Origin of the sequence: Aerosakkonema sp. BLCC-F183, from assembly GCF_041929145.1 — a bacterium.
Lineage (GTDB): Bacteria > Cyanobacteriota > Cyanobacteriia > Cyanobacteriales > Aerosakkonemataceae > Aerosakkonema.
Map to the genome: position 1 here is coordinate 1 of NZ_JBHFNU010000040.1, position 26574 is coordinate 26574.

At 45.3% G+C, this 26574-nt stretch carries 18 protein-coding genes and 1 pseudogene; 10 read left to right on the top strand and 9 right to left on the bottom strand.

The annotated features are described in order from the left end of the window. Window positions 1-345 precede the first annotated feature (345 nt). The 3 genes from ACE1CD_RS09520 to ACE1CD_RS09530 all read right to left on the bottom strand — a co-directional run bounded on the left by ACE1CD_RS09520 (window position 346) and on the right by ACE1CD_RS09530 (window position 3337). Entirely contained in the window at window positions 346-777 is a 432-nt protein-coding gene (locus ACE1CD_RS09520) for an ATP-binding protein (protein WP_374796859.1), read from the bottom strand. Between the two features lie 3 nt (window positions 778-780). Further along, window positions 781-2451, bottom strand: coding sequence for a SpoIIE family protein phosphatase (locus ACE1CD_RS09525; RefSeq protein ID WP_374796857.1), 1671 nt, complete (start codon window positions 2449-2451; stop codon window positions 781-783). A gap of 148 nt (window positions 2452-2599) precedes the next feature. Next, a complete protein-coding gene (locus ACE1CD_RS09530; RefSeq protein WP_374796855.1) occupies window positions 2600-3337 on the bottom strand; it encodes a response regulator in 738 nt (245 codons plus the stop codon). A gap of 1044 nt (window positions 3338-4381) precedes the next feature. On the opposite strand from ACE1CD_RS09530, the gene ACE1CD_RS09535 reads away from it, so the two are divergent. The 3 genes from ACE1CD_RS09535 to ACE1CD_RS09545 all read left to right on the top strand — a co-directional run bounded on the left by ACE1CD_RS09535 (window position 4382) and on the right by ACE1CD_RS09545 (window position 11225). Next, a complete protein-coding gene (locus ACE1CD_RS09535; RefSeq protein WP_374823505.1) occupies window positions 4382-6487 on the top strand; it encodes a PAS domain-containing protein in 2106 nt (701 codons plus the stop codon). Window positions 6488-6666: 179 nt separating this feature from the next. Then, window positions 6667-7095, top strand: a complete 429-nt coding sequence (locus ACE1CD_RS09540; RefSeq protein ID WP_374823507.1) for a response regulator — start codon at window positions 6667-6669, stop codon at window positions 7093-7095. A 92-nt stretch (window positions 7096-7187) separates the two neighbouring features. Continuing rightward, a complete protein-coding gene (locus tag ACE1CD_RS09545) occupies window positions 7188-11225 on the top strand; it encodes a PAS domain S-box protein (protein ID WP_374823510.1) in 4038 nt (1345 codons plus the stop codon). 250 nt (window positions 11226-11475) lie between these two features. Here ACE1CD_RS09545 and rsmH read toward each other — a convergent pair whose 3' ends face one another. After that, entirely contained in the window at window positions 11476-12372 is an 897-nt protein-coding gene (gene rsmH / locus ACE1CD_RS09550; RefSeq protein WP_374823741.1) for a 16S rRNA (cytosine(1402)-N(4))-methyltransferase RsmH, read from the bottom strand. Window positions 12373-12520: 148 nt separating this feature from the next. Then, window positions 12521-14374: a M48 family metalloprotease gene (locus ACE1CD_RS09555; RefSeq protein ID WP_374823513.1), complete on the bottom strand. Its 1854-nt coding sequence runs from the start codon at window positions 14372-14374 to the stop codon at window positions 12521-12523. A 136-nt stretch (window positions 14375-14510) separates the two neighbouring features. On the opposite strand from ACE1CD_RS09555, the gene ACE1CD_RS09560 reads away from it, so the two are divergent. After that, window positions 14511-15695 (top strand): NAD(P)H-quinone oxidoreductase subunit H, encoded by a 1185-nt coding sequence (locus ACE1CD_RS09560; protein WP_374796845.1) that lies wholly within the window; start codon window positions 14511-14513, stop codon window positions 15693-15695. A gap of 288 nt (window positions 15696-15983) precedes the next feature. Next, window positions 15984-17162, top strand: a complete 1179-nt coding sequence (locus ACE1CD_RS09565) for a class I SAM-dependent methyltransferase (protein WP_374823516.1) — start codon at window positions 15984-15986, stop codon at window positions 17160-17162. 80 nt (window positions 17163-17242) lie between these two features. Here the strand turns inward: ACE1CD_RS09565 and ACE1CD_RS09570 are convergent, their stop codons facing one another. After that, the gene (locus ACE1CD_RS09570) at window positions 17243-18406 is read right to left on the bottom strand and encodes a succinylglutamate desuccinylase/aspartoacylase family protein (protein WP_374796841.1); all 1164 of its coding nucleotides are present in this window, start codon (window positions 18404-18406) and stop codon (window positions 17243-17245) included. A 182-nt stretch (window positions 18407-18588) separates the two neighbouring features. On the opposite strand from ACE1CD_RS09570, the gene ACE1CD_RS09575 reads away from it, so the two are divergent. Beyond that, entirely contained in the window at window positions 18589-19671 is a 1083-nt protein-coding gene (locus ACE1CD_RS09575; protein WP_374796839.1) for an ATP-dependent 6-phosphofructokinase, read from the top strand. 140 nt (window positions 19672-19811) lie between these two features. On the opposite strand, the gene ACE1CD_RS09580 is transcribed toward ACE1CD_RS09575, so the two are convergent. Further along, window positions 19812-20450: a histidine phosphatase family protein gene (locus ACE1CD_RS09580; RefSeq protein ID WP_374796837.1), complete on the bottom strand. Its 639-nt coding sequence runs from the start codon at window positions 20448-20450 to the stop codon at window positions 19812-19814. Window positions 20451-21319: 869 nt separating this feature from the next. Between ACE1CD_RS09580 and ACE1CD_RS09585 the strand changes: the two are divergent. The 4 genes and pseudogenes from ACE1CD_RS09585 to ACE1CD_RS09600 all read left to right on the top strand — a co-directional run. Then, window positions 21320-21655 (top strand): annotated as a pseudogene (locus ACE1CD_RS09585) (AMP-binding protein); the annotation flags it as partial. Window positions 21656-21795: 140 nt separating this feature from the next. Then, on the top strand, window positions 21796-23973 hold the full coding sequence (locus ACE1CD_RS09590; protein WP_374823519.1) for a thioester reductase domain-containing protein: 2178 nt from the start codon (window positions 21796-21798) through the stop codon (window positions 23971-23973). A gap of 192 nt (window positions 23974-24165) precedes the next feature. After that, window positions 24166-24651: a DMT family transporter gene (locus ACE1CD_RS09595; RefSeq protein ID WP_374796833.1), complete on the top strand. Its 486-nt coding sequence runs from the start codon at window positions 24166-24168 to the stop codon at window positions 24649-24651. A gap of 38 nt (window positions 24652-24689) precedes the next feature. Beyond that, window positions 24690-25472 carry an SDR family NAD(P)-dependent oxidoreductase gene (locus ACE1CD_RS09600; protein WP_374796831.1) on the top strand — a complete coding sequence of 261 codons (783 nt, stop codon included), beginning with the start codon at window positions 24690-24692 and terminating at the stop codon, window positions 25470-25472. Between the two features lie 46 nt (window positions 25473-25518). Here ACE1CD_RS09600 and ACE1CD_RS09605 read toward each other — a convergent pair whose 3' ends face one another. Both ACE1CD_RS09605 and sufR read right to left on the bottom strand, forming a co-directional pair. Then, on the bottom strand, window positions 25519-25776 hold the full coding sequence (locus tag ACE1CD_RS09605; RefSeq protein ID WP_374796829.1) for a hypothetical protein: 258 nt from the start codon (window positions 25774-25776) through the stop codon (window positions 25519-25521). Between the two features lie 8 nt (window positions 25777-25784). Next, a complete protein-coding gene (sufR, locus tag ACE1CD_RS09610; RefSeq protein ID WP_374796827.1) occupies window positions 25785-26477 on the bottom strand; it encodes an iron-sulfur cluster biosynthesis transcriptional regulator SufR in 693 nt (230 codons plus the stop codon). Window positions 26478-26574: the final 97 nt, after the last annotated feature.

A 26574-nucleotide genomic window follows, 5' to 3' on the forward strand; every position in this document is an offset into this window, starting at 1 on the left:
TTGGGTGTAAAATGAAGGTATTAAATTCATTTTTTTCATTAGTTAGGTCTACTTGAGAATAGCAGACCTATTTTTTTTTGACAACAATCGGTCAACCCCGCACGCAGTAAGGGGTTGACCGATTGTTGTCTCCCCCCCAGATTCCTATAAACAGCTATGTTTAGACTAAATCTCGACATTTTTATTGAACAAACTGTCCAATTAATGTCATCAACATCCGATCGGCGAGGTTGGAGAATCGCAAAGCTTATCCACCATACCTGGGAGAGATAGTTGTGCCCTCACTAAATCCGGTACTCCGGATTAGTGGTGGGTAGTTTACCTCAAAATGCTTGAGGAATTTTTTCAGTTTTCAGTTGCCCTTGGCAAACTCGCTTCCAACTTAAGACAATTACGACCGTTGACTTGCAAGCGGTATTCTACTCTATCCATCAACCGATTCATAATCAGCCAGCCATAGCCGCTTTCCTGCTTATCCTCCGGACTGGGTGGCAAATAGGTGGATAAATCGTATCCTTTACCGTGATCCCAAATTTCCAAAGCTAAATCCCGCTCTTTTAGTTCCAAGCGAATCAGGATGGGTAAATTTGGTTGATCTCTATGAGCGTGGCGCACTACGTTTGAGTAAGCTTCCACCAAGGCCAGACGCAGGCGATTTGACAGGCGCGGCCAATCAATGACAGTATCGCCTAACTCCGCTTCCAAACTACCCAGCAACCAATTTTCCACAATTGTTAAAAACTTCAAGTCGCTGGGAATATGCAGCTCCGTTCTCATTGACTACAGAACCTCCAGAGAGAGTATTGTTTGGTCGTCTTCCTGAACTTGGTTTTTTCCCCTGATCCGAGCTAATAGATGGCTCAAGTCCAAAGGACCCGGCTCTTCTTTAAGTAGCTGCCACAAACCTTCTTGTTTCAGCATAACCGGGTTCTGTCCGCTACTACCAACACTCCCTGGCATAACGATATCTTCGGTAACGGTTGCTTCGGTAATACCGTCGCTGGCCAACAAAAGTGCTTCTCCAGACAAGACGGTCGCATTCCCGGCGGCACCTTTCCAGGTGGGTAAGATACCTAACGGAATGCCCCGAGCTTTGAGGAAATTCGGTTCAATTCCGTCTGCTTTTTTAGCTACGTCTTGATAAGACCAGACCAAGGGATAGATGTGGCCGGCATTGGCGTAGACTAACTGGCCGGTCGAGGGAGTATAACGAGCCAGAACCATCGTTATGAAACGGTTGTTACTCATGAGATCGTCTGACAGACCGATATTGAGATTCTGCATCAAAACATTTGGTTCTGGTGGATTTTCCTGAGAAAGTTCTCGTCGCATTACCGATATAGCGCTAGCCATAAATAAAGCAGCCGGGACACCTTTACCAGAGACATCTCCCACTGCTAGCCAGATGTCTCCTTTGGGATGGACAAAGACTTCAAAAAAATCTCCTCCCACTTCTCGTGCTGGGAAACAGCAGGCTTGCACTCTTACTCCTTCTACTTCCGGCCAGCTTTGGCGCAGGAGATTGTGCTGAATTTGACGAGCTACCTCTAGCTCTGCCCGCATCTGCTCAGCTTGCTCCTGGGTACGCTGGTACAGTTTGGCTTGGGAAACGGCCAAAGCTGCTTGTTCCGAGAGGCTTTCAATCAGTCGAATGTCTTCGGCTGACCAAGGTTCGCGGGTGCCGTACTGGTGGAGGGAGAGTATGGCGAGCAGGTCTTGCTGGCAGATCAGGGGGACAACCAGCTGTAAGGAGGAGTTGCCATTTTCATCGTTTTGTGCTGTCTGTGTCTGGCGATTTTCCATCACCGATCGCAGCAGGTCTTCGGAAATGCTGACGTTATTATCGGGAGTGGCTTTGTAGGAAAAAACATCTGCCAGCAAGCGATCGCCATCTATTGGTCGCAAAAAGCAACTGCTGGCTCCAAAAGTTTGTCCGATCGTTTCCACAATCCTTTGCAGCATACCCGCATAATCCAGGGATTCCCTGATAGCGCTGGTGACGGCATTTAACAGAGTTTCTCGCTGTAATGCGCGACGCAGTTCGTTCGTTCTCCGCTTGAGGACGCGATAGGTCTCGGAAGCTTGTTGAACTACTGCTTTAAGTTCTGCCGGATTCCACGGTTTGGTGATGTATTTGAAAACCTGACCTGAATTGATCGCTTCTACAAGATCTTCTACATCTGTGTAGCCAGTCAAGAGGATGCGAATCGTATCTGGAAAGCGTTCCACAGTCCGCCCCAGAAATTCTGTCCCATTCATTTGGGGCATTCTCTGGTCGGATATGATCACGGCCATTTCGCCTTCTTTTTCCAGTACTTCTAGAGCGCTTGGCCCACTCTCAGCCTTATAGACTTGAAAGTCGCGCCGAAAAGTACGATACAGCAAATCGAGGTTGTCAGGCTCGTCATCCACCACCATGAGTTTGAGTTTGCTGCCATCTCCCCGACTCATTTGCTACTCCACTTGCAAGGAATGTCATTTGTCAATAGTCATCAGTTAATAATTCACCAGTCAACAGTCAGCAATCAACAGCCAGTAGCTCTTTGTTTTTTACCACTGACCACTGACCGAGACTGATAACTTTTGACAAACGAGCCAATTATCCCACCAACCCGGAGCGCAAAGCGCGGACAGCGGCTTGGGTGCGGTCATCGGCACAAAGTTTGTTCAAAATATTACGGACGTGGGTTTTGACAGTTCCCACTGTAATGTATAGTTTTTCAGCGATCGCGGCGTTGCTGTATCCTTCGACGATCAATTGCAGAACTTCTAATTCTCGATCCGTCAACGGGTAAGCTTCCAGCATTTGACTGTACTCTGGTTCCGTTGCTGCGATCGCAACTGTTTTAGAATTGGCTCCTTGTTCGGTGCTGCTGGATGCCGAGGTTGCTGGTGCGGTTGCTTGACGTGTTTGTTTGAGTACGATCCGGGCGATCGCCGGATCGATCCACGAATTGCCTTCTTGAGTGACTCGCAGCGCTTCTATCAAATTATCGAAGCTGATATCTTTCATACAATAGGAGTCCGCCCCTGCTGCGAAAGCTGCGAGTACGGCTTCTTGGTTGTCTTGTAGTGTCAGAATCAACACTTTTGGGGCTTCTTGCTCTTCTGCGATCGATGCTTTTATCTGTCTGGTTAACTCAATACCGTCTATATCGGGCAGACCGATGTCAACGATCGCAATATCTGGTTTTTTTTCTTCCAGTACCTTTAATCCCTCATAGCCATTGGCGGCTTCGCCCACAACCTCAATTTCTTTTTGCTGTTGTAGAGCTGTCCTTATCCCCACACGAGTGAGGTCATGATCTTCAATGAGGGCAACGCGAATTTCTTTCATTGTCAACGTTCCCGTTTTCTAAATTTTCTCACTTTAAGCAAAACTAACCAACAACAAATGTTTCCAGGGGTTCAGGTAAACTACACCTATCGGTAGGGGAAGGGATTTTTTACATCTCGATAGATTCAAACTATAAAGATCGTTTTTCCCATCCTAAGCCATTGTCGGCAGGCAATAGCTATGCTGCTGCCAAACCAATCGTGGTTTGGGTGTAATGAATAGGATTTTAAATGATGCGTTACCTTCCCGATCGGACACAATCTAAAAGTTGCCCTCCTTTGCGTAAGGCTGTCAATAGGCTCCTGGTTAAAAGTCATTTAGTCAACCAGCGATTGAATGCGTTTGGTTACTCGCACTCGTCGAGAACTCTGCATTACAGTCTGATGCTTAGAATTGGCCTTACGCGGACAGATTGCAGATGCCCTATCAACCACCGATCTCAAATGCCACTGGTATGAGTATAGCGGGTTAGCTCCAAGCATAATCACCATCCGGTTGGTGGGGCGGCAATATTTTTCAGCCGCCCTACCAGCTAAGTATGGTTTGGAGATTTTCGATCGCGATTGTCCTTGACATCTCGTTGCTCTTGCTTTACTCAACACCAGCGAGGAATTTGGAGAAAACGTGCGATATCGTGTGTTGGGGACTGCAAGTTAGTCGCTCTCAAATCCATTCCGCCGCAAGCGTGGATTTAGATTTGAAAACTGTTGGCTTCGGGAAAAGGCTAACACTTTTTCCGATCGCAGTTAGCTGATGGAGCGGTGTAAACATATTGTCGTCCCACCAGCCAGGAAAGGAGACGTTCTCAGCCTTCGACGGTTTGGCTTCATCAAAGTTACTCAAAATTGCCCAGCCTCGGCGGTGTGGGCAGCTTCTTTGACAGTGAATAGTTGGTCATTTGTATAAAGACTGCCCACGCCGCCATCAAAATTCAGGGTATATACCGGATTTTAAGTAAGGCGCAGGCTTTTTTGAGCAGGTTTTCCCAAGAATGAGAGTGGGTTTTCTAGACGATCGCCAGCAAGCACAAGGAGGAATGAGCCGATGGAAGAACAATTAACATTGCGATTGGGAGAAGAACCCGATCGCAACCTAGCCGATGCTATGCCGCTGATAGTTTGGACAGCCCAGTGCAATGGTGACGTGGATTACTTCAATCAGCGGTGGCTTGATTATACAGGAAAAAGCATTGAGGAGACTAAAGACTGGAAGTGGCAGTCAGTCGTACATCCAGACGATCGCCAAAAGTGTTTGGAGGACTGGAGAAAAGCGCTAGAGACAGGCTATCCCTGCGAAATGGAGTATCGCTTCAGACGATCGGACGGCACCTATCGCTGGCACTTGGGCAGGGCTATGCCGATCCAAAACCAACAAGGCGAACTTGTCCTGTGGGTAGGTACGGCTACCGATATAGAAGCTCAGAAGCAAACTGAAGAAACCGAGCGTTTTCTCTCTCAAGCAAGCAAGGAATTAGCCAGTTCCCTTGATTATCAAACTATACTTGAGCGCGTAGTACGTCTGGCAGTGCCAACCGTTGCCGACTGGTGCGCCATTGATGTGTTGGAGGAAGAAGGCAGAGGAGAAGAGGGGTATGTTCCTTCAACACTCAGCAAGATCCGGCGGTTGGCAGTGGCCCACACAGATCCGTCAAAGGTAGCGTGGGCCCAAGAGTTGCAGAACCGCTACCCGCACGATCCCAACGCTCAGTATGGCGTTCCGAATGTGTTGCGATCGGGTAAATCCGAGCTGTATCCGGAAGTACACGATTCTTTGCTAGTTGCTGTTGCCCGCGATGCGGAACATTTGGCTATCATACGAGAAATCGGTTTTAAGTCAGCGATGGTAGTGCCGATGATCGCTCGTGGGCGGACGCTGGGGGCAATTACTTTCGTTTCCACTGTATCGAATTCCGGTATTGAGTCGGGTCGTCACTACAACACTTCTGACTTGGCATTGGCAGAGGATCTTGCTTGTCGCGCTGCTTTAGCTGTAGACAACGCTCGCCTCTACCGAGAGTCCCAGTCAGCGCAGGCGGCTTTGCGGGAGAGCGAGGAAAGGTTCCGCACGATGGCGGATTGTGCTGCGGTGCTGTTGTGGGTGTCGGGAACAGATGGTCTGCGTACCTTTTTCAATCAAGCTTGGCTTACTTTTGTTGGCAAAAGCCTAGAGGAAGAAGTAGGGAACGGTTGGATAGCGGACGTCCATCCAGAGGATCTTGAGCGCTGCTTAGATACCTACACAAAAGCTTTTCATGCCCGTGAGCCTTTTGAGATGGAATACCGTCTCCGCCACAAGTCAAACAAATATCGGTGGATTTTGGATACGGGAAGGCCAAGATTTATGCCAGAAGGTAGTTTTGCTGGTTATATCGGGTCTTGTATGGATATTACGGAGCGAAAATCAGCAGAAGATGCTATGCGCGATCGAGCTGACGAACTGAGTCGGTTAAGTTCTGTCCTGGCTAAAACTAACGCAGATTTGGAAAAGCGCAATCGGGAACTCGACCAGTTTGGTTACATAGTCTCTCACGATTTGAAAGCACCTTTGCGGGCGATCGCAAACCTGTCTCAATGGTTAGAAGAAGATTTGCAAGATCGGCTAACAGACGAGACCAGACATCAAATGAACCTGCTGCGTGGGCGCGTTCACCGGATGGAAGCTTTAATTGAAGGAATTCTAGAGTATTCTCGCGTGGGAAGGGTAAAAACGGCTGAGGAAGTTGTGGATGTGAGCATTTTGCTGCAAAACATCATCGAATCTCTGGCACCCCCGACCGCGTTTGCGATTACCGTAGAGCCGGGAATGCCCATCCTGAAGACTGAGCGTTTGCTTCTGGAACAGGTATTTGCCAATCTGATCGGTAATGCGATCGCGCATCACGATCGGCCAGATGGAAGTATACAAATTTCGGTACTTTGTCAAGAGGATTTATACGAGTTTGCCGTTCGAGATGACGGCCCAGGTATTGCTCCCGAATACCATGAGAAGGTGTTTGTTATTTTTCAAACTTTGGTTCCCCGCGATCGAGTTGAAAGTACAGGGATTGGGTTATCTCTAGTCAAGAAAATCGTAGAAGATAAAGGGGGGAGGATTTCGTTAGAATCTCGGCAAGGTATGGGAGCTACGTTTCGCTTTACTTGGCCAAAATGAAGGGCGTCGGGAAAGTCAAAAGTCAAAAGTCAAAAGTCAAAAATAAGAGGGAGAGGCAGGAGTGAAAGGGAGACGGGAAGACGGAAACAGGAAAAATCTTTATTCTGCCCCGACGCCTGACGCCCTAACCCCTTTTGACTTTTAACTTTTGACTTGGAGGTTGAGTGGAGCGGTGACAGATGGAGGAAAAAGTGACCAACCTTTTACTCGTGGATGATGATGACGTGGATGTCATGACGGTACAACGAGCATTACAGAAAAATAACATCACTAACAGACTCTACGTAGCGGCCAACGGGTTGGAAGCGCTGGCAATGTTGCGGGATAATGACAAACCACCGATCGTACCCCCGATGCGGCGACTGATATTACTCGATTTGAATATGCCCAAAATGGGAGGGATTGAATTTTTGCGAGAATTACGGGCAGACTCGGAATTGGGTAAAATCCCTGTCATAGTGCTGACGACTTCCAATGAGGCAAAAGATAAAGTAGATGCTTATAGGCTGAATGTAGCGGGGTATATTGTTAAACCCGTTACTTTCTCTAAATTTGTGGAGGTTATGGCAGCGGTTAACAAGTATTGGACGCTGAACGAAATGCCTTAGTTAGTCATTAGTTATTGGTCAATATCTAATAGCTAATAGCTAATGGCTAATGGTTAATTCAAAATTAGCAATTAGCAATTAGAAAGTGACAAATGACTAATGATTTTAACAAAGGACAAAGTATGTCAGAGAAATGGAAAATACTTGTAGTCGATGACGATCTGGTGGATCGGATGGCCGTTCGCCGAGCGCTCAAGGCTAGCGGTGAAGAGATCGAAATTCTAGAAACTGATAACTGCACTGATGCGATCGCAGTTTTAAAGCAGATCGCTTTTGATTGCGTTTTTCTAGATTATCGCTTACCAGATACAGACGGATTGACACTGCTGACGCAATTGCGTTCTGCCGGTTTCAAAATGCCCATAGTGGTTTTGACCGGTCAGGGAGATGAGCAAATTGCTGTAGAAATGATGAAAGCAGGAGCATCCGATTATCTTGCTAAGGGAAAACTTTCTGCCGAATCTCTATCGAGAAGCTTACGCAATGCGATTCGCATCTATCGAGCGGAAAGAGAAGCAGAACTAATTGAACAGAAGCTCAAAATCAGCGAAGAACGTTATCGTTTAGTACTGGAAGGTTCTTCCGAGGCTATTTGGGATTGGGATATTAATAAAAACGAAATTTATTGGAACGATCGCCTAGTTGAAATTATCGGTTTATCTGGTTCTGAATTGGGCGGAGAAAGTGAAGACGTTGCTCGTACTTGGGAGTCATTGTCCGAACTGATTCATCCGGAAGATAGAGAGAAAGTAAAAGCAGCGCTCGTCCGTCATCTTTGTGACAATGCGGAATTCAATCTGGAATTTCGCCTGCGCCATCTTTCGGGGGAATATCGCTACTGTATGACGCGAGGCAAAGCGCAACGCGATCGGCAAGGCAGACCGATACGGATGGCAGGCATTATTAACGATATCACTTTGACGAAGCTGGCTGAGGAACAGTTACGCCGCCGCTTTGAGCAACTGGAAACTATTTACCAAATTACAGAAGCGGTCAGTCGTGCGGCGGGATTGGAAGAACTGTATCAAGTAGCCTTAAAAGGTTTGCAACGCGCCTTGAAAGCCGATCGCACTTCTGTACTTCTGTTCGATGCAGATGGGGTAATGCGTTTTAAAGCTTGGTGCAAACTTTCGGAGGAGTATCGGCGCAGTGTAGAAGGACATTCGCCCTGGACTGCGGATACCAATAATCCGCAGCCGATTTGCATTGCTGATGTGGAAACATCAACCATTGCAGATTTTCGATTTGAGATTGCCGATTTAAGGGAAAAAGTTGAATCGGCAAACTCAAATCTCAAATCTACGATTATAAATGAGGGAATTCGTGCTTTAGCATTTATTCCGCTAATAGCTCAAGAAAAGCCGATCGGCAAATTCATGCTCTACTACAACGCGCCGCATGAGTTTACTGGACAGGAAATTCAACTAGCACAAACGATCGCCAGCAACGTTGCTTTTGCGATCGAACGGAAGCGGGCGGAGGAGGCTTTATACCGTCGCGAACAAGAATTCAAAGCTTTGGTGGAAAATGCGCCCGACATTATCGCCCGGTATGACAAAGAATGGCGTTTAATCTACGTCAGTCCAGCTTTGGAAAGGGGAACCGGTACCATGCCTCAAACTATCATTGGCAAGACTCTCTCAGAGTTGGAATTGCCTGGGGAAATGAAATTAAAGTGGCAAGAGGGTTTGCGCGATGCGTTTGCAACCGGTTTACAACAGGTAATTGAATTTGATTACCCAACACCCCACGGTCAGACGAGATACTATCAAGCTCGCCTTGTGCCAGAATTGGCCCAAGACGGTTCCCCGGAATATGTATTGAGCGTGGCCCGCGATATTACCGATCGCAAGCGGGCTGAAGACTCACAACGCTTTCTCGCGGATGCGAGTACTATTCTCTCTCTTTCTCTGGAGTGCGATGTTACCTGGTCAAATTTGGCGGATCTCGCTGTACCTCAAATTGCCGATTGGTGCGTTATTGATGTCCTCGATGCGGGAGTATTAGGCGCAGCTTTAAATGTGGCGGCGCTGAATACCGGATCTGGGGAAAATATGACAGCAGCTTCGATGCAGATTTCTCCTACTCTGCATCGGGTGGCTTTTTCTCATATAGACCAATCCAAAATAGCTTCTTTGCAGGGATTGCAGACAAGTTACTCAGTCAATCTGAATGCTTCGTTATCCGGTTCGTTGGACGGCAATATTTTTAAGTCGCTTAAGGAAGCAACTTCTATTGTGGGGAAGGTTTTACAAACCGGGCAGTCGCAATTGTACCCGAAAATAAATGATGAAAAGCTATTTGCCGATGTTCTTGATGAAAAGGAAGTGACGATTTTATGCCAGCTTGCTCCCAAGTCTATTATGTGCGTGCCGTTGGTAGCTCGCGGACGGACGTTAGGCGCGATCGCTTTTGGGATATCTGAGTCGAGTCGTCAATATACTCAAGCCGATTTAAAGTTGGCGGAGGATTTGGCCCGTCGTGCGGCGCTGGCAGTTGATAATGCGCGGCTATATCGAGAATCGCAAGAGGCGACACAGAATCTCCGCAAGGCGATCGTCATTCTGGGAGAACAGCAGCAACAACTGCGGACGCTTCAGCGATTGACTAATTTGCTCAATCAACGTCTTGGCAATTTACCAGACCTTTTGCAGGTGATGGTTCAGTCCGTTTGCGATGCTATCTGTGGGGCGCAGTTTTGCTTTATTGTGCTGCATAATGCCCAGTGCGATCGCTTGGTGTTGACGGTGGCAGCTGGGATGGGTGTGGAAAGTTTGCAGCTAGAAGATGCTTTAGATGATGTAGATGGTTGGTTGACAAAGGCTGTTTCTACAGGTGAATTTCAATTCTCTCCAGCAGAAGCAAGCGGCAAGTCGCAAGGGGAGAGGGAAGAGGGAGAGGGAAATTCAATCCAAAATCCAAAATCCAAAATCCAAAATTCTTCCTCTTTCTCTCCCTTACTTCCTTCCTCAATCCCCGCTTCCGTGTGTGCTGTAGCGATCGAGTCGGCGGAAGCGGGACGCTTGGGAATACTGGCGATCGGTAATTGGCAAGATCCCTATGCTTTCGATGGGGAAGATCGGCATTTGCTGGTGGCGGTGGGGGAACAGGCGGCGATCGCTATTAATAATGCCCGATTGATCAAGGCGCTGGAGGAACGAGAAGATCGCTTGGCCCACCAAAACCAACTCCTCGCCAATCAAAACCGCGAATTAGAAAATCAACGTCAGCAAATTCAGCTGCAAAATTTGCAACTTTTGGAAGCAGCTCGATTGAAATCGCAGTTTTTGGCGAGTGTGTCTCACGAGCTGCGTACTCCGTTGAATGCGATTATCGGTTTTTCGCAATTGATATTGCGATCGGCGATGCGAGCTCGCAATGATACTGTTGTCGAAACATCCAGAAAAAGTGATGTTGATTTGTTCGCACGCGGATCTGAGCAGCCGCACGAGGCAACTACAGAAACCGAAGTTTCTCAGATGGATGCAGGACAATCTCTCGCATCTGGCCAAGAAAATATGGTGGAGCGTATTCTTAATAATGGCAAACAGCTATTGACGCTGATCGACGATATCCTCGACCTCTCCAAAATAGAGGCGGGTCGTATGGAATTGGAACGGGAACAGATAAATCTGGCGAATCTGGTGACAGCGACAGCTGAAGAACTGCGATCGCTCGCGGAAGATAAGCAATTAGAATATCAGATTCTTATTAATCTGACTAATCCGCTAATCGTTAACGATAGTGCCCGTTTGCGCCAAGTTTTGATGAATTTGCTCTCGAATGCTATTAAGTTTACCAATGTCGGTAAGGTGAAGGTAGAGGCGTCTGAAGTGGGAGCCAATCGATTGGCTTTAATCGTCACGGATACGGGAATTGGCATTGCTGAGGAAAATTTAGAACAAATTTTTGAAGAATTCCGCCAGTTGGATCAAAGTACCACAAAGTTACACTACGGTACGGGTTTAGGTCTGGCTATTATCAAATCTTTGGTGCATTTAATGAAGGGAAAGGTTACTGTTAAAAGTAAGCTCGGCGAAGGTTCTATTTTTCGAGTGGAAATCCCTCGCGAGTTACCTTCATCTCCCAATGGTAATCCTGTTAAGAAAACTAGGAGGCTGTTGAAATAGGGAAGTCACCCGATTTTAGATTTTGGATTTTGGATTTTGGATTTTGGATTGGCTTTTTTGACTCATCCACGAGTCTGGGAAACTCAACGACGAGTATTTTTGACTCATCCACGAGTTTGCGAAACTCAACGACGAGTCTGGGAAACTCAAACACGAGTATTTTTGTCTCACTCAAGAGTCTGGGAAGCTCAAACGCGAGTCTTGAATCATGTTCTTTATTTTGACTTTTAACTTTTGACTTTTGACTTTTTTAAAGTTTTTCTGCGATTCTGAGTTTAGCAGAACGCGATCGCGCATTTTGTTCGATCTCATCTTCTTGAGGGATGATTGGTTTTTTTGTTAGCACTCGCAATATCGGTGATTCACGCAGACTATGCTTGACGATGCGATCTTCTAAACTGTGAAAGCTAATAATAGCAATTCTGCCACCAGACTTTAACCAGTTGGGTGCTAAATTTAGGAAAGTTTCCAAAGATTTCAATTCTGCGTTGACAACAATTCGCAGCGCTTGAAACACGCGGGTAGCTGGATTAATTCTACCATAGCGATATTGGCGAGGCACGTTGCGTGCGATCGCTTCTGCTAGTTCAGTTGTGGTGTGGAACGGACGCTGCTGTACGATTGCTCTGGCAATTCGCCGCGATAGTCTCTCTTCTCCATATTTATAGAAAATATCTGCTAGTTCGGCTTCTTCCCAATGGTTGATTATTTCTTCTGCTGTAAGGGATTGTCGCCGATCCATTCGCATATCTAACTCAGCTTCGTGACGAAAGCTAAAACCTCGCGAACCTGTATCGAGATGGAAAGAACTGACGCCTAAGTCTGCTATTATACCATCAAATTGAAGATTTTTTGGTTTGTATTCAGCAAAGTTGCCGTGCCAAAATTGGATGCGTTGGTTATACTCGACGAGGTTGTTTTGAGCAGCGGAAATAGCATCTTCATCGCGATCGATCGCCTGTACTTTTGTATCGGATGCAGCTTCTAGGATTAAACGGCTATGTCCGCCGCCGCCTGCGGTAGCATCTAGGTAATGTCCGCCGGGACGAATTGCCAACCCATCAATTAACTCTCGCGCCAGTACGGGAATGTGTACAAATGGGGGAGTGTCTGTTTCATTTTCTAAATAATTGTCGATCGCATCCATCATTATAAGGGGCCAAAAAGTCAAAAGTCAAAAGTCAAAAGTCAAAAGTCAAAACTCTGTAGGGTGCGTCAGAGAGAATAATTTTAGGCAATAAACTATAATTTTAAGCTTCTGACGCACCGTATTCATGCAACTAGCAAATTTACTGCTAAATTGAGCGGCGATAAATAGACGCACCTTTTATTTTGCCAAGAACTTGGGCTAGTTTTCTATTGTATTCGTTGAGGACGATCGCGAAAACATCGCCGGAGAAGTTGAGTTGATTTTGCACTAAGTCAATCAGTTCGGTATCGCTTTTGTAGTCAGCCACCTTAACGCTGACGTAGCGACGGATAATTCCCAATACATAAAATGGGTTTTCTGGCAAGTGAGTCACTACTTTTTGTACCAAAAATGCCTCTTTAATTTGAGGGTAAGTGGCTAACTGTTGAGCGAGTTGGGTCGCTTCGGTGTCTGGCAAATTGTGGTGAGCAAATTTATCGCGATAGCTGACTTCTTTTCGTTCTGTTGCTGCTTGTCGCCAAGTGTAATAATTTTGTTCGATTTTTTCCAGATAAATTTTGGCTTCTTCGTTTTTGCCTTGCCGTTTTAAGAATCCGAAAATTAGGCGACTACCTGGGATTAAAAGTTCGGGGTCTTGTGCGATCGCAATTTCTATGTGACGGATACCGACAGGATCTTTCTCTTCTATTAATAAGTGTCCTAACTCGAAATTGGCGATCGAATGCTGGGGTTGTTGGGCGAGAACTTCTCGGTAGAGGGGAATTGCAGCCGTGTTACCTTTAAATTCGGCAGTTAGTTGAGCGCGTTTCCTTTGCTGTTCGATCGTTAGGGATTGAGTTTGGGCGAGTGTTTCTAGAGTTTGGAGATTTTGCGATCGCAACTGCGCCTTTTCGTGTAGCTGTTTCCAAATTGGCGATATCTCATTTTGCCATTCCGTATCTAAGCGATCGATATAATTTGGCAACGCTTCCCCCAGGAAATGTGCGGCGGCAGTTTTCTTTACCGACGCTGGTAAAGGTAACTGATATCCGTTGGGAAGATAACCAAATGCAGAAAGGCGATCGAATAAACAAGGATGGGTATCCTCGTTATTGGTTTTTTCCGCTAGGGCGAGATCTAACCAAACAGCGGCATCTTCTGATGATACCTCATTTCGCAACTGCTGCACTAAGTTGGTAATCGTGGCTTCGGGAGGAGAAGATCGATCGATCGCTTGTTTGAAAATGTTTTGCCAAAAATACTTTCTCAAGTAATCGCTTTTTATGTCAAGATTAATCAGTGCTTGGGCGGCGTTATGGGTTCCAGCCAGTTCTGCCGCACAGCGATCGGCTTCGTATTCATGAGCGCGTGCCAAGACAAACGAATAAGCGCGAAAAAAAGGCGCATACCATTTAAAAAAACCACCAAATAATATAGATCCGCCTTGCCCATTTGCCTGCAATCCTTCTCCGAATTGATACCAAATATTCCGAAGTCGATATATCCAACCGACAAAACGACTGTGATTGCCAGATAAATGTCCCAATTCGTGGGCAACAACGGCACGAAACTCTGCTGGGGAAAGGGACTGCATTAATGGAAGTCCCAGAAATAAATAATTGCGATACCAACCCAAAAAGCCGAAACGGGGTACTTGCAGAACAGCCGCGTTGAGTTGGTTATCCAAAATGATATGGTGAAATTGGGGAGCCTGTAGCGCCTCTGTCAGTTCGTCGATGAGGGCAAATAGTGCGGGCAGTTCGCTGCGGGAGATCTCGACGCCTTTGGGTTTGGGGAAACTCAAGCTGAGCGATCGCGCCATCCCAACTGCGATTACAATACTGAACACCAGCGTTTTTGTCGCGATCCAAAATATCCCGCACAGCAATACAAAGACAAAGAAAATGTAGCCGTACCCAAGTGCAGCCAACAAAGCGACCCGAAACTTGTAGTTAGTCGGGTTTTGACGTGCGTATTTCTGCAAGCTTTGGATGAGGGCGTCAAATTGTTCTTCAGTCATTTAACAAAAATGTCTAACGATTGCTAATCATTACCCAAGAAATTTGCTATCCATACTTATGTCTGTCTTAACGTAATGGCAAACGCTCAAACCAATATAATTGTAGGAACGCAACAAAAATTAAAATTGCTGTTCTATGGCAAGAATTGAAACCAGAACCGAACCGATGGTACTCAACATGGGGCCTCACCATCCCTCCATGCACGGAGTACTGCGGTTAATTGTCACCCTAGACGGTGAAGATGTGATAGATTGCGAGCCGGTCATTGGCTACCTGCATCGCGGCATGGAAAAAATTGCCGAGAACCGCACCAATGTTATGTACGTTCCCTACGTGAGTCGGTGGGACTACGCAGCAGGGATGTTCAACGAAGCTGTCACCGTCAACGCACCCGAAAAGTTAGCCGATATCCCAGTTCCCAAACGCGCCAGCTATATCCGCGTCATTATGCTGGAACTGAATCGGATTGCCAATCACTTGCTGTGGCTTGGCCCATTTTTGGCTGACGTTGGCGCTCAAACTCCCTTTTTCTACATCTTCCGGGAACGGGAATTGATTTACGACCTGTGGGAAGCCGCTACAGGTTATCGCTTGGTGAACAATAACTACTTCCGCATCGGCGGAGTCGCCGCAGATTTGCCCTACGGTTGGGTTGACAAGTGCGAAGACTTCTGCGACTATATGGTGCCCAAAGTTGACGAGTACGAACGCTTGATCACGGATAACCCGATTTTCCGGCGGCGGACGGAGGGTATCGGTACGATTACTCGCGAAGAAGCGATTAACTGGGCGCTTTCTGGCCCAATGCTACGTGCTTCTGGGGTGAAGTGGGATTTGCGGAAAGTTGACCACTACGAGTGCTACGACGATTTCGACTGGGAAGTGCAGTGGGAAACTGCCGGTGATTGTTTCGCCCGTTATTTGGTGCGGATTCGCGAAATGCGCGAGTCGGTGAAGATTATTCGCCAAGCGATTAAGGGATTACCCGGTGGGCCATTCGAGAATTTGGAAGCCAAGCGGTTGGCAGAAGGGCCAAAATCTGAATGGGGCGGTTTTGATTACCAGTACATCGCTAAGAAGGTTGCCCCTACTTTCAAGATTCCCAAGGGCGAAATTTACGCTCGCGTGGAAAGTGGAAAAGGTGAGTTGGGAATTTATTTGGTTGGCGATGATAATGTGTTCCCTTGGCGTTGGAAAATTCGTCCGGCAGATTTCAACAATCTGCAAGTTTTCCCCCACATCCTTAAGGGGATGAAGGTTGCCGATATTGTGGCTATTTTGGGCAGTATCGACATTATCATGGGTTCGGTCGATCGATAAAGAATTTTGGATTTTAGATTTTGGATTTTGGATTGAATTCATTCCATAATCTAGAATCCAAAACGGAAAATGGCTCTCCCGTTTTTATGGTGATAATATAACTTATCTAAAAAAGCGCCTAAAATTTAAAATTGTATGGATAATTACAGTAGGGAATTATATTATGTCCCGTGGAATCGGTAGTATATGAGCGATGCGAAAGATTATCTCTGGGAATCGGGGGTTAAATTTTTACCGCAGATGTAGGCAGATAAACGCAGATAAACGCAGATAAGAAAGGGATTTTTTATGCAACCGACGCTACCGGATATGAGATTATGTGAAGCGATCGCACTTCGCATTTCCCAAACTCCTCAACAACGCATTACGTTTGCCGAGTACATGGATTTGGTGTTGTATCACCCGCAGCACGGTTACTACGCGAGCGATCGAGTTAATATTGGCGCGAAAGGTGATTTTGTTACTTCGCCTCATATGGGTGCCGATTTTGGCGAATTGTTGGCGGAACAATTTGCTGATATGTGGCAAATTATGGGATGTCCCGTACCTTTTACGTTGGTGGAAATGGGCGCGGGACAGGGAATTTTAGCTGGTGATGTTTTGGTTTATCTGCAACGCCGATATCCCGATTTATTCAATGCTATAGAATACCTGATTGTTGAAAAATCACCTGCGCTTAAAAAAGAACAACAACAGCGATTGCAAGATTTTCCTCTGCGTTGGTGCGAACTTTCAGAAATACCAAGTAACTCGATTGTCGGTTGTTGTTTTTCTAATGAATTAGTCGATGCCTTTCCGGTACATCAGTTTGCGATCGAGCGAGGACAACTGCGAGAAATTTATGTCACAATTCAGGATGGTATTAATTTTATCGAAGTTACGGATGAACCTTCCACAGAGAGATTAAATCAATATTTTGAATTATTAGGAATTGACATAATATCGCGTGTTTATCCTGACGGTTATCGCAGCGAAGTAAACTTAGCTGCTTTGGATTGGTTAAGTGCAATTGCAGATAAACTACAGCGCGGATATCTGCTGACGATTGACTACGGTTATCCTGGCGATCGCTATTATAACCCAGCCCGCAATCAAGGCACCCTACAATGTTACTATCAGCACCGACATCACGACAATCCTTATATAAATATCGGCCAACAAGATATTACCGCCCACGTCAATTTTACCGCTTTGGAAAAATGGGGTGAATTGTGCGGTTTGCAGAAGATTGGTTTTACTCAACAAGCGTTATTTTTGATGGCGTTGGGATTGGGCGATCGCATTGCTTCTCTCTCTTCCAGTAACGCTACCGATGGTAAAGCAATCCTGCAAATTTTGCAGCGTCGCGATGCTTTACACCAAATGATGAACCCAATGGGTTTAGGCGGTTTTGGTGTATTAATTCAATGTAAAGGATTGACAGAAAAAGAAAGATTGCACTCTTTGAAAGGTTTGAGTATGCCATAGATACTCAACTTGTTCAAGAAGTTGAGTATTTCGCTTGCATAAAGACACCAAGTAAGTAAATTAGGTTTGAAGGAGAGCAATTATTCGGGAAGTGCAGTTTCTACATGACTATCCATTTCTAAAACAGTTAATACATATTCTGATTGATTAACCGAATAATTTGTGGATAGATCGAATATTATCCCACCTTTGGCGGCGTTCACATCAATCAAAGTAGGTAATTCACCCTTTTTGTTAAAACTGATAATTTGGTAAAGTCTTTCTCCCGCATTTATTGAAGCGCCCAAAGGCAATCTTTCTTGAATCATACCGCCAGCAGGCGCATAATATTTTTTGTGCTGTGTTTTTTGCGTGAAATTAATTTGATGCGTTTTCGTTTCTGGTAAGGGAAATCCTGGAATGGAGAGTAAACCTTTTTGGGATAAATAATTTTTAATACCCAATACTCCTTGAGAAACTGATTGGGGATTCATCTGCATTCCAGTACCAAGTTCTAGGGTCCAAGATTCCACATCAAATTTGATTTGCTTACCCAAATATGCCAATGTCTCTTCTAGCGCTAACCAAGGCTTCAAAAAAGCTTCGTCGAACGTAATACCATCGTATTCATTTAGCCAAATTGCATAATCTAGCAGAAAAGTTTTGGCGCTTTCTTCTCTACCTTTAAATCCGTAAATGTAATCGATACCTTGATTGCTAGAACTATGTATGTCAATCACATAATTCGCATCTAAACACAATGATTGCAGATGATATCTATATAATTCGTCATAAGGCACGCTGCTAGGTGAGTTGATTTTTTTTAACTGTTCTTCAAAGCTTAACTTTATCCTGTTTAGATAGTTTTGCCTGATAGTAGCTTCGTCAAAGCTTAGTTGAGATTGGGCAAATGTTTCCAAATCTTGACATTCTTTCTCATAATCCCAAAATATCCGGTTCCAGTCTTTGCCATCATAGATGTTGTATCGACCTGTTGAAAAATAGTGAGTACGCTGGTTGGTGCTGAGTGGATTGCAGACAGGGACAAGCAAAATTTCACCAGTTATGTCAGTGCGATCGAGTGTCATCAAAAACTCGATCAGCAGATGAATAACGGCGTTGCCAACTATTTCCGCTCCATGTAAATTGGCTTGAAGGTAGGCTTTTTTACCGGGATTAGCGCCGACGAATTGATATACTTGGAGGTGGAGGCGATCGCCAGAAGCAAGCTGTACCAGAGGAATGGTAGAAATGATGGGAATCATAGAATACTTTTTGCAGTTGAGCTTCAGATATAATTCGGATAAACCTGAGATTATCACTCCAGAGCGGTAATGAGTAGGTCAGGCTTTGTAGGTGGGGAAATACCAATAAAATAATTAAGCGATCGCCACTTCTCTACAAATTACTGCTTGACTAATTAAAGACTGAATCTAGAAGAGATAATATGGGAGAACAAAAACGGATTGGAATTCTGACCAGCGGTGGCGACTGCGCTGGCTTGAATGCTGTGATTCGTGCCGTTGTGTGTCGCGCTGTAGGTACATACAACTGGAAAGTTTTGGGCATTCGTCAAGCTACGCAAGGATTGATGAGCGATCCGCCTCAATTTATACCGCTTGACCTGGATAAGGTTGATAATTTGCTAACGGCGGGCGGTACGGTATTGGGAACGACAAACAAGGGCGACCCATTTGCTTTCCCGATGTCGGATGGAACTGTGCGCGATCGCTCGGAAGATATTATCGCAGGTTACCATCAGCTTGGTTTAGACGCCATCATCGGAATCGGTGGCGACGGCAGTCTGGCTATTTTAAGAAAACTGGCGCTGCAAGGCAATCTCAACCTTGTGGCGATACCCAAAACTATTGATAACGATTTGGGAAGCACAGAAAATTCGATCGGCTTCGATACTGCTGTCAACATTGCCACAGAAGCGCTGGATAGATTGCATTTTACTGCTGCCAGTCACAGTCGCGTGATGATCCTAGAAGTGATGGGGCGCGACGCGGGACACATCGCCATCAGCGCGGGAATTGCCGGAGGTGCGGATGTGATCCTGATTCCGGAAATTCCCTATCAAATTGCCAATATCTGCCAAAAAATTTACGATCGCCAGTCTCAGGATAAGAATTACTCTTTGATAGTAGTGTCGGAGGCTGTTCGCACTGAAGAAGGCGAACCTGTCATGAGTACCAATCGCTTGGGGCAATGTCGATTGGGTGGGATCGGACAATATTTGTCTGATAAAATCTGTGCTTGTAGCAATGCGGAAACGCGAGTCACAGTTTTGGGACACATCCAAAGAGGCGGAACGCCTTCGCCGCTGGATCGATTGACTGCTTCTGCTTTTGGTGTGGCGGCAGTAGATCTGATCGCAGAGGGTAAGTACGATCGCATGGTAAGCTGGCAAAACCGCCAAGTTGTCGATGTGCCGATCGCAGAAGCGATCGCGCAATACCGAGCTGTAGATCTCAACGGTACTCTGGTCAAAACTGCGCGAGGTTTGGGTATTTGTTTGGGAGACTAGGGACTAGGGAAAGTCAAAAGTCAAAAGTCACTCAGTCAAAAGTCAAAAGCAAAAAGAAAAGGGAAAAGGGAAAAGGGAAAAAGGAAAATATTAATTCTTCTGCTCCCCCGCGACCCCGCGACCCCGCGACCCCGCGACCCCTAAGTTCCGGGTAAGTTACGCAAACGATCGTCTAGATGGGTGCGATCGGCCAGTGCGTGCAATAATGGCCCGTGAGAGCCAAATTCAACGATACTGACCGATCCCACGGGACATCCGATGCGATAGCGGAAGCGCCCTACGTCAATTCCCAGGAGGCTGCACAGAATAATGCGGATGGTAGCTTTGTGGGAGACAATTAAAACATTGCCGTTGTTGTAGCGCTGTTTGATTTCTTCAATTACTTCCAGGGAACGGTGCGCGATCGCTACAGCAGGTTCCCCTTCAGTCGGTGGATACCAAGCGGGATCTGCTGTCCAACGGATGTAGTCGTCGTGGTATTCGCGATCGACTGTTTCCGGCGGTAAACCTTCCCACTTGCCATAATTGATTTCTTTTAATCCATCTCGCAGTTGCATTTCCATTCCGATAGCGTCGCATAGAGGTTGCGCTGTCGCCTTGGTGCGTCCCATCGGACTGGAGTAAATAGCTTTCCAGGGTAACAAACGGTAGAAGGTGGCAAAAGCCTTTGCCATTTCATCGCCGTCTGGCGTTAATTCTGGGTCAATCGAACCGCAGAAGAAGTTTTGCCGACTGCATCCCGTTTGTCCGTGGCGCAGGAAATAAAGCTTTAGACTCACAGTAGTTTTCTCTCGCTGGTGTCCATTGAAATTTTAGTCTCATCACCGATAGTGCGATCGCATCAGCGGAACCTGCAATGCCTGGAAAATGTGTTATTAGTGTTTTTTATTTCTATCTAATGCAAACATTTGATAAAAATTTGACAAATATTCAAATTTCAAATAAAATATTATTGCCCATTAATACAACAGGCAAAAACATGAACATTAAACGTGCGCTCGAAACCATTTTTCTCGGAGCAGGACTGGCAATATTGTCAGGAAGGCTCTCCCGTTGTTGTGGTGATAATAACAACTTATTTAATCGTAGGGTGGGTTAGGCACGGGCGATAATTTCAAAACTTTCAAGCAATAATTAAGTTCCCGTGCCGTAACCCACCATCCCAGCTATCTGTAACATATACAAACATTTTCCACCATCAACCCTAAAGACCCGTTTCATATATATTTTAGCGATCGCACCTCCCAGCCCAATAGTATCTAAATGAGGAAGATGAGCGGTGCTTGAAGCTTTTCAAATAAAAGAACTATTGCCCTGTAATATCCGCACAAAGGATACAACATCTAACTCTACTTTGAAGATTGCTAGTTTTCCTACTTTTCCTACCTGAGAGAAGCGTTATTATATTTAATTAATAAACTGACGACATTTTTGGTGAAGTCGAAATCCGATATAACCGCTCGAAAAAAGTGTTCAAGCCTCCAATTTAAAGGGTAATCATCAAAAAAAATTGACGAATTTCAAGCTTTGTTATTTTTAAGCCCAGCCAATCCAAAATCGGAAAGACAAAATCCACTTATCGGGTGACCTTATGGATGTTAAGTCGCAAAAGCCAGAGTACAAAAAAATTAAAAACACTGAATATGAGTTGCTTTCAGACAAGTGTATCCATCAATTAGTAGAAGAGCAGGTAGTAAGAACACCGGATGCGGTAGCAGTAGTATTTGAGGATCGGCAACTTACCTATGCTGAGTTGAATTCCCGTGCTAATCAACTAGCGAAGTATCTGCAATGCCAGGGAGTAGAACCAGAGGTACTGGTAGGCATTTGTATGGAGCGATCGCTAGACCTAGTTGTGGGACTTTTGGCAATCCTCAAAGCAGGCGGTGCTTATGTTCCATTAGATCCTGCTTATCCGCCAGAACGATTAGGGTTTATGGTGGAAGACGCCAAACTGTTAATAATCTTAACCCAGGATAAATTGGCATCGGAACGACTTGATTGTGGTCAAATCAAGTCATCTCATTCTAACGCATCGAAGAACGGATAGCCGAAGAAAAGAAACTGACGATCGATCCAGCTTTTTTCATCGCCCTTCGGCAACATCTCCCCCAAATTAGCCATGTGGAAATTCAAATCAAACGGGGACGCTATCAAAATGAGTTGACTCGATATCGTTACGATGTGGTTCTCCATCTGGGTAAAAAGACTTCTTTGGCGATCGCAAATCCCTTAGATTTAGATTGGCAGCAGGATAATTTAACATTGACTGCTATCCGAGAGCGAATCAAAGAAACCAATCCAGAAAGATTGAGAATCAAGCGAATTCCTAATGCACGGATGTGGGGAGATATTAAAGCGATCGAATTGCTGTCTGGCGCTCATTTTCGCCAAACTGTAGGTGAGTTGCGTTCGGCAATCGAGCTAGCAGGAATAGAACCAGAAGATTGGTGGTCTTTGCAATCCGAAATCCCTTATAAAATCTACATTACTTGGTCGGGAGATGGTGCTAACGGCTGCTATGACGCAATCTTGGTGCGAGAAGGAATAGAAACAACCGTAAACGAGGTTATTCCTGCCATAAATACACAACCAAACCTCAAACCTTGGTATGCTTACGCCAATAACCCGATGCAAAGCAAGGAAGCTCTGGTACCAAAACTGCGGAACTTCCTCAAACAGAAGTTACCAGAATATATGATTCCCTCGGCTTTTGTGTTTCTAGATACTTTCCCCCTCACTCCTAATGGTAAGGTAGACAGGCGATCGCTTCCAGCACCCACTCAAGATAGACCCATTTTGGCGCAAGAGTTTGTCGCACCCCGTACCCCTGTCGAGAAACAGTTGGCTGATATCTGGGTGCAAGTGCTAAACGTGCATCCCATTGGCATTCGGGACAATTTCTTTGAGTTGGGAGGACATTCTTTACTGATAATGCAGTTACTTTCCCAATTGAAAGACACTTTTGGAGTCAATTTACCCCTGCATTCCCTATTAAAAAACCCGACGATTGTTGGGATTGCGGAAGCGATCGAAACATTTCGTCACTCAGAAGTAGCTCTTTTAGAAGGAATAAATGTCAAAGATTTACAACAAGAAGCAATTCTAGAATCGAGTATTTGCCCTCTTTCTAACTCCACTCCACTTATAACTGAACCAGATGCAATCTTTTTGACGGGGGCAACTGGATTTTTAGGAGCCTTTTTACTCGATGAACTCCTTCACCAAACCGCAGCCACAATTTATTGCTTAGTTCGTAACTGCAATACAAGCGACGAAGGCAAACATAAAATCCAAAAAAACCTCAAACGTTATTCACTGGAAAATCAAAGTTTCAATTCTCGAATTATTCCTATAATTGGTGATTTATCACAGCCGCTTTTGGGACTGGAGGAACAGCATTTTTACTATCTAGCCAGTGAAATCGATCTCATCTATCACGCTGGTGCTGATGTGAATCTACTTTATCCCTATCCCGCCTTACGAGCTACCAACGTGCAAGGAACTCAGGAAATATTGAGATTAGCCACTCAAATTAAACTCAAACCCGTACATTACGTCTCTTCGCTAGGAGTGTTTGAATCGACAGGATATTCTGGAAAGAAGAGAAAAATTGAAGAACAAGATAGCCTGGATGATTGCGAAGTTGTTTATGGTGGTTACTGTCAAAGTAAATGGGTGGTTGAAAAAATGCTGGAAACTGCTAAATCGCGAGGAATTCCAGTTATTATTTATCGCCCAGGAATGATTAGCGCACATAGTCAAACTGGTGTATTTAACACTCAGGATATGCTATGTCGCCTAATCGAACAGTTTATCGAACAAGGTAGTGCGCCCGACTTGGATATCACAATAGATATGACTCCTGTCGATTATGTTAGCAGAGCAATTGTTTATTTATCGAAGCAGAAAGAATTGTTGGGGCAAGTTTTTCATTTAGTTCATCCTCAGCCTTTACATTTGAGTAATTTCGTCAAGGAAATTTGCGCTCTTGGTTACGCGATCGAACTAATAGAATACAGCCAGTGGCAATCGCAATTGAGAAAAGTCGCAATGAATTCCCAACAGACAGGTTTGGGAGTTATGTTGCCTCTCTTTACCGAACAAATCCCCAACAGTTTGCTAACTTATCTAGAAATGACTTCAATGGCGATGTTATTTGACTGCAAAAATACTTTAGAAGGACTGAATCATACATCTATCTCTTGTCCGCCAGTAGATAGCCAATTGATTGCCACTTTCTTTTCATATTTGACTGATAATAGTTTTTTAACCCCATCGGCTTTTCTCAAACAAACATGAATCTATGAAACTGAAAGCCTGTCTAGACGAATATTTCCCCAAGATCGAGTGTTATCGTTTGAAATGGACGGCTTCAGGCTGGATCGGCAGAGCCGTCCCACCTTGAATTTTGCATTCTGAACTGCTATTGTCATAGAAAAGCAGTTCAAAACAAAACAAACTCTAAAAACACACTACAAAAACACTTACACAATGAGCAGTTGGATATATATAATATTGGCAATCATTCTAGAAGTAATCGGCACGAGTTGCATGAAATTATCAGAAGGATTTTCTAAAATATTGCCTTCTGTTTTGATGTTTGTCTTTTATGGTTTATGTCTTATTATATTGACGCTTGCCATCAAAAAAATTGAGTTGGGTGTCGTGTATGCGGTTTGGTCTGGTTTGGGAACAGCCTTGATCGCAACCATAGGAATTTTTTTGCTCAATGAGTCGGCCAGTCCCTTAAAAATAGGAGCTATTTTACTAATAATAATTGGAGTGGTTATCCTGAAATTGAATCCAGAACCAGTCGCTGTTGGAGAAGCAGGAATGGGAGTGGGTGAAAGCGGCATGAATGTTAAGATTGAAGCTACAGAGCCTGTCAAAATAGAAGAGCCACTTCCGCCAATTCAAGATACTTCTCTTTTAATCCCACAGGTACCCATAAAATCCCCAGAGCTAGAAAATTTATAAAAGCATTGCCATTTTAGATATAACTTTTGGATTGGGAGATGAGCAAAGAAAAATTTCTGACAGGTCGTGTCGCTATGGTAACGGGCGGAGCCTCTGGTATGGGCAGGGCGATGGCTCTCGCCTTTGCTGAAGGTGGGGCTGATGTGGCGATCGGCTCTCGTTCTGCTAGCACGAGTCCATGCAAAGCGGAAATTGAAGCACGGGGAGTTAGGGCGCTGGCGATCGACCTTGATGTGACATCTACTGACTCGGTGCAAGCTTTCTACGATGCTGTAGTAGAAAACTTCGGTAAAGTAGATATCCTAGCCAATTCTGCGGGAATCGGTCTAGAACAGACAATATGCGGACATCCCGACGAGCTATGGCATCAAGTCATCGATATTAACCTCAATGGTGTCTATCGCACCATAAAGCTTTGTCTGCCGGGAATGATTTCGCGCCGATGGGGTCGGATTATCAATATTGCCTCCACTGCTGCCTCAGTCGGTTCTGCCACGAATCCTGCCTATTGTACTTCCAAAGCGGCAGTTGTAGCTTTAACCCGCTGTGTGGCCTTGGAAGGTGCCGCTCACGGCGTTTCCTGTAATGCGATCAGTCCGGGTTGGGTTGAAACCGACTTGGGGAAAAACTGGATGGCAGAACTGGCCCAAAGCAGTGGCCAGAGTTTAGAAGATTACATTAGTGCCACAAAACAGGCTAATCCTCAGAAGAGGATGATTCAGCCTCAAGAGATCGGCGCATTAGCACTATTTCTCTGTCGCGATGAAGCTTTTGGAATTACGATGCAAGACATTACCGTATCGGCGGGTTCGCTTTGGTAGAAATGCGAGAGCGATCGCGTGTAAAATAAAAAATCCTAATCAAAATTTACCACTTCAGAAACGCCGCCTCACTACCTTGCTCTCGACGTATTTTCCCATCTTTCTCAAACCAGGCAATGATTTGTGGAGTTGTCAAATCTTCAACAGTAACGCCGTACTCTTGGGCAATATGTTTCAACAACTTTAAAGATGAAATAGTTAATCTCGTTAAAAATTTCTCGTGAGAAGCTAAGAGAGCAGCATCAACGTTGGCTGATTCTTCTAGAGTTAAAAATTGAGTTCCGGGTTGTTGTGGTGCGTTCATATAATTTTTTAAATTTTAGTTTTTTTTGTAATTAGATAACCGCAGCGATGCTCTCCATTAATGAGCCAGTGGGTGCGCTCTACCGTACAATCCGGGAAAATATTGACAAACATATCTAATTCGTGGCTGCAAACACTGGGGAAAGATTCGGCAACATCGGAAATGGCGCAATGATGCTCGATGAACATGAACTGAAAACAATTGCCGTTTTTGGCACCATCAGTTTCTATAGGATACCAGTCGGTCATGTAGCCTTCGGCTTTACGTAGTTCCGCTAACTTGAGAATGCGGTCTTGGAGGGAAGCCGTACCGACGCGATCGCGATATTCGAGTGCCTTGCGCTCCCATTGTTTGTGTAGTATTAGATCTACCTGCTCGTGACCGAGGGTTTCTGCCATTGTATCCAGGAGAGCAACTGCAAATCTACCGTGACTGTTGGGGAAGCGATCGCGTCCCTTGTGACTCAAACGATAGACGTGCTGGGGACGCCCCATGCCCACCTGTACCGATTGATACTCGATCAGCTCTTCTGCTTCCAAATCCTTGAGATGGCGGCGAATTGCTTGCGGGCTGATGTCCAGCGAATCGGCTAACTCCTGTGCCGTTGCTTGACCCCGCTTCATCAAATGTTGCAGGATGTCTTGTTTAGTAGAGGGAGTAGAGGGAGTAGAGGGAGTAGAGGGTTGCTGAGTGGTGGTCATAGCGGCTGGCGATCGGTCAACGACCTAAATTTGACTTTGACAACTTAATTGTTGTTAATGTACTTTAAAATAGAATTGAGCAACAAATTTGTTGTTT

Coding starts and splice junctions, on each gene's coding strand:
- ACE1CD_RS09520 (WP_374796859.1), bottom strand. CDS start 777: ATGAGAACGGAGCTGCATATTCCCAGCGACTTGAAGTTTTTAACAATT.
- ACE1CD_RS09525 (WP_374796857.1), bottom strand. CDS start 2,451: ATGAGTCGGGGAGATGGCAGCAAACTCAAACTCATGGTGGTGGATGAC.
- ACE1CD_RS09530 (WP_374796855.1), bottom strand. CDS start 3,337: ATGAAAGAAATTCGCGTTGCCCTCATTGAAGATCATGACCTCACTCGT.
- ACE1CD_RS09535 (WP_374823505.1), top strand. CDS start 4,382: ATGGAAGAACAATTAACATTGCGATTGGGAGAAGAACCCGATCGCAAC.
- ACE1CD_RS09540 (WP_374823507.1), top strand. CDS start 6,667: ATGGAGGAAAAAGTGACCAACCTTTTACTCGTGGATGATGATGACGTG.
- ACE1CD_RS09545 (WP_374823510.1), top strand. CDS start 7,188: ATGACTAATGATTTTAACAAAGGACAAAGTATGTCAGAGAAATGGAAA.
- rsmH (WP_374823741.1), bottom strand. CDS start 12,372: ATGGATGCGATCGACAATTATTTAGAAAATGAAACAGACACTCCCCCA.
- ACE1CD_RS09555 (WP_374823513.1), bottom strand. CDS start 14,374: ATGACTGAAGAACAATTTGACGCCCTCATCCAAAGCTTGCAGAAATAC.
- ACE1CD_RS09560 (WP_374796845.1), top strand. CDS start 14,511: ATGGCAAGAATTGAAACCAGAACCGAACCGATGGTACTCAACATGGGG.
- ACE1CD_RS09565 (WP_374823516.1), top strand. CDS start 15,984: ATGCAACCGACGCTACCGGATATGAGATTATGTGAAGCGATCGCACTT.
- ACE1CD_RS09570 (WP_374796841.1), bottom strand. CDS start 18,406: ATGATTCCCATCATTTCTACCATTCCTCTGGTACAGCTTGCTTCTGGC.
- ACE1CD_RS09575 (WP_374796839.1), top strand. CDS start 18,589: ATGGGAGAACAAAAACGGATTGGAATTCTGACCAGCGGTGGCGACTGC.
- ACE1CD_RS09595 (WP_374796833.1), top strand. CDS start 24,166: ATGAGCAGTTGGATATATATAATATTGGCAATCATTCTAGAAGTAATC.
- ACE1CD_RS09600 (WP_374796831.1), top strand. CDS start 24,690: ATGAGCAAAGAAAAATTTCTGACAGGTCGTGTCGCTATGGTAACGGGC.
- ACE1CD_RS09605 (WP_374796829.1), bottom strand. CDS start 25,776: ATGAACGCACCACAACAACCCGGAACTCAATTTTTAACTCTAGAAGAA.
- sufR (WP_374796827.1), bottom strand. CDS start 26,477: ATGACCACCACTCAGCAACCCTCTACTCCCTCTACTCCCTCTACTCCC.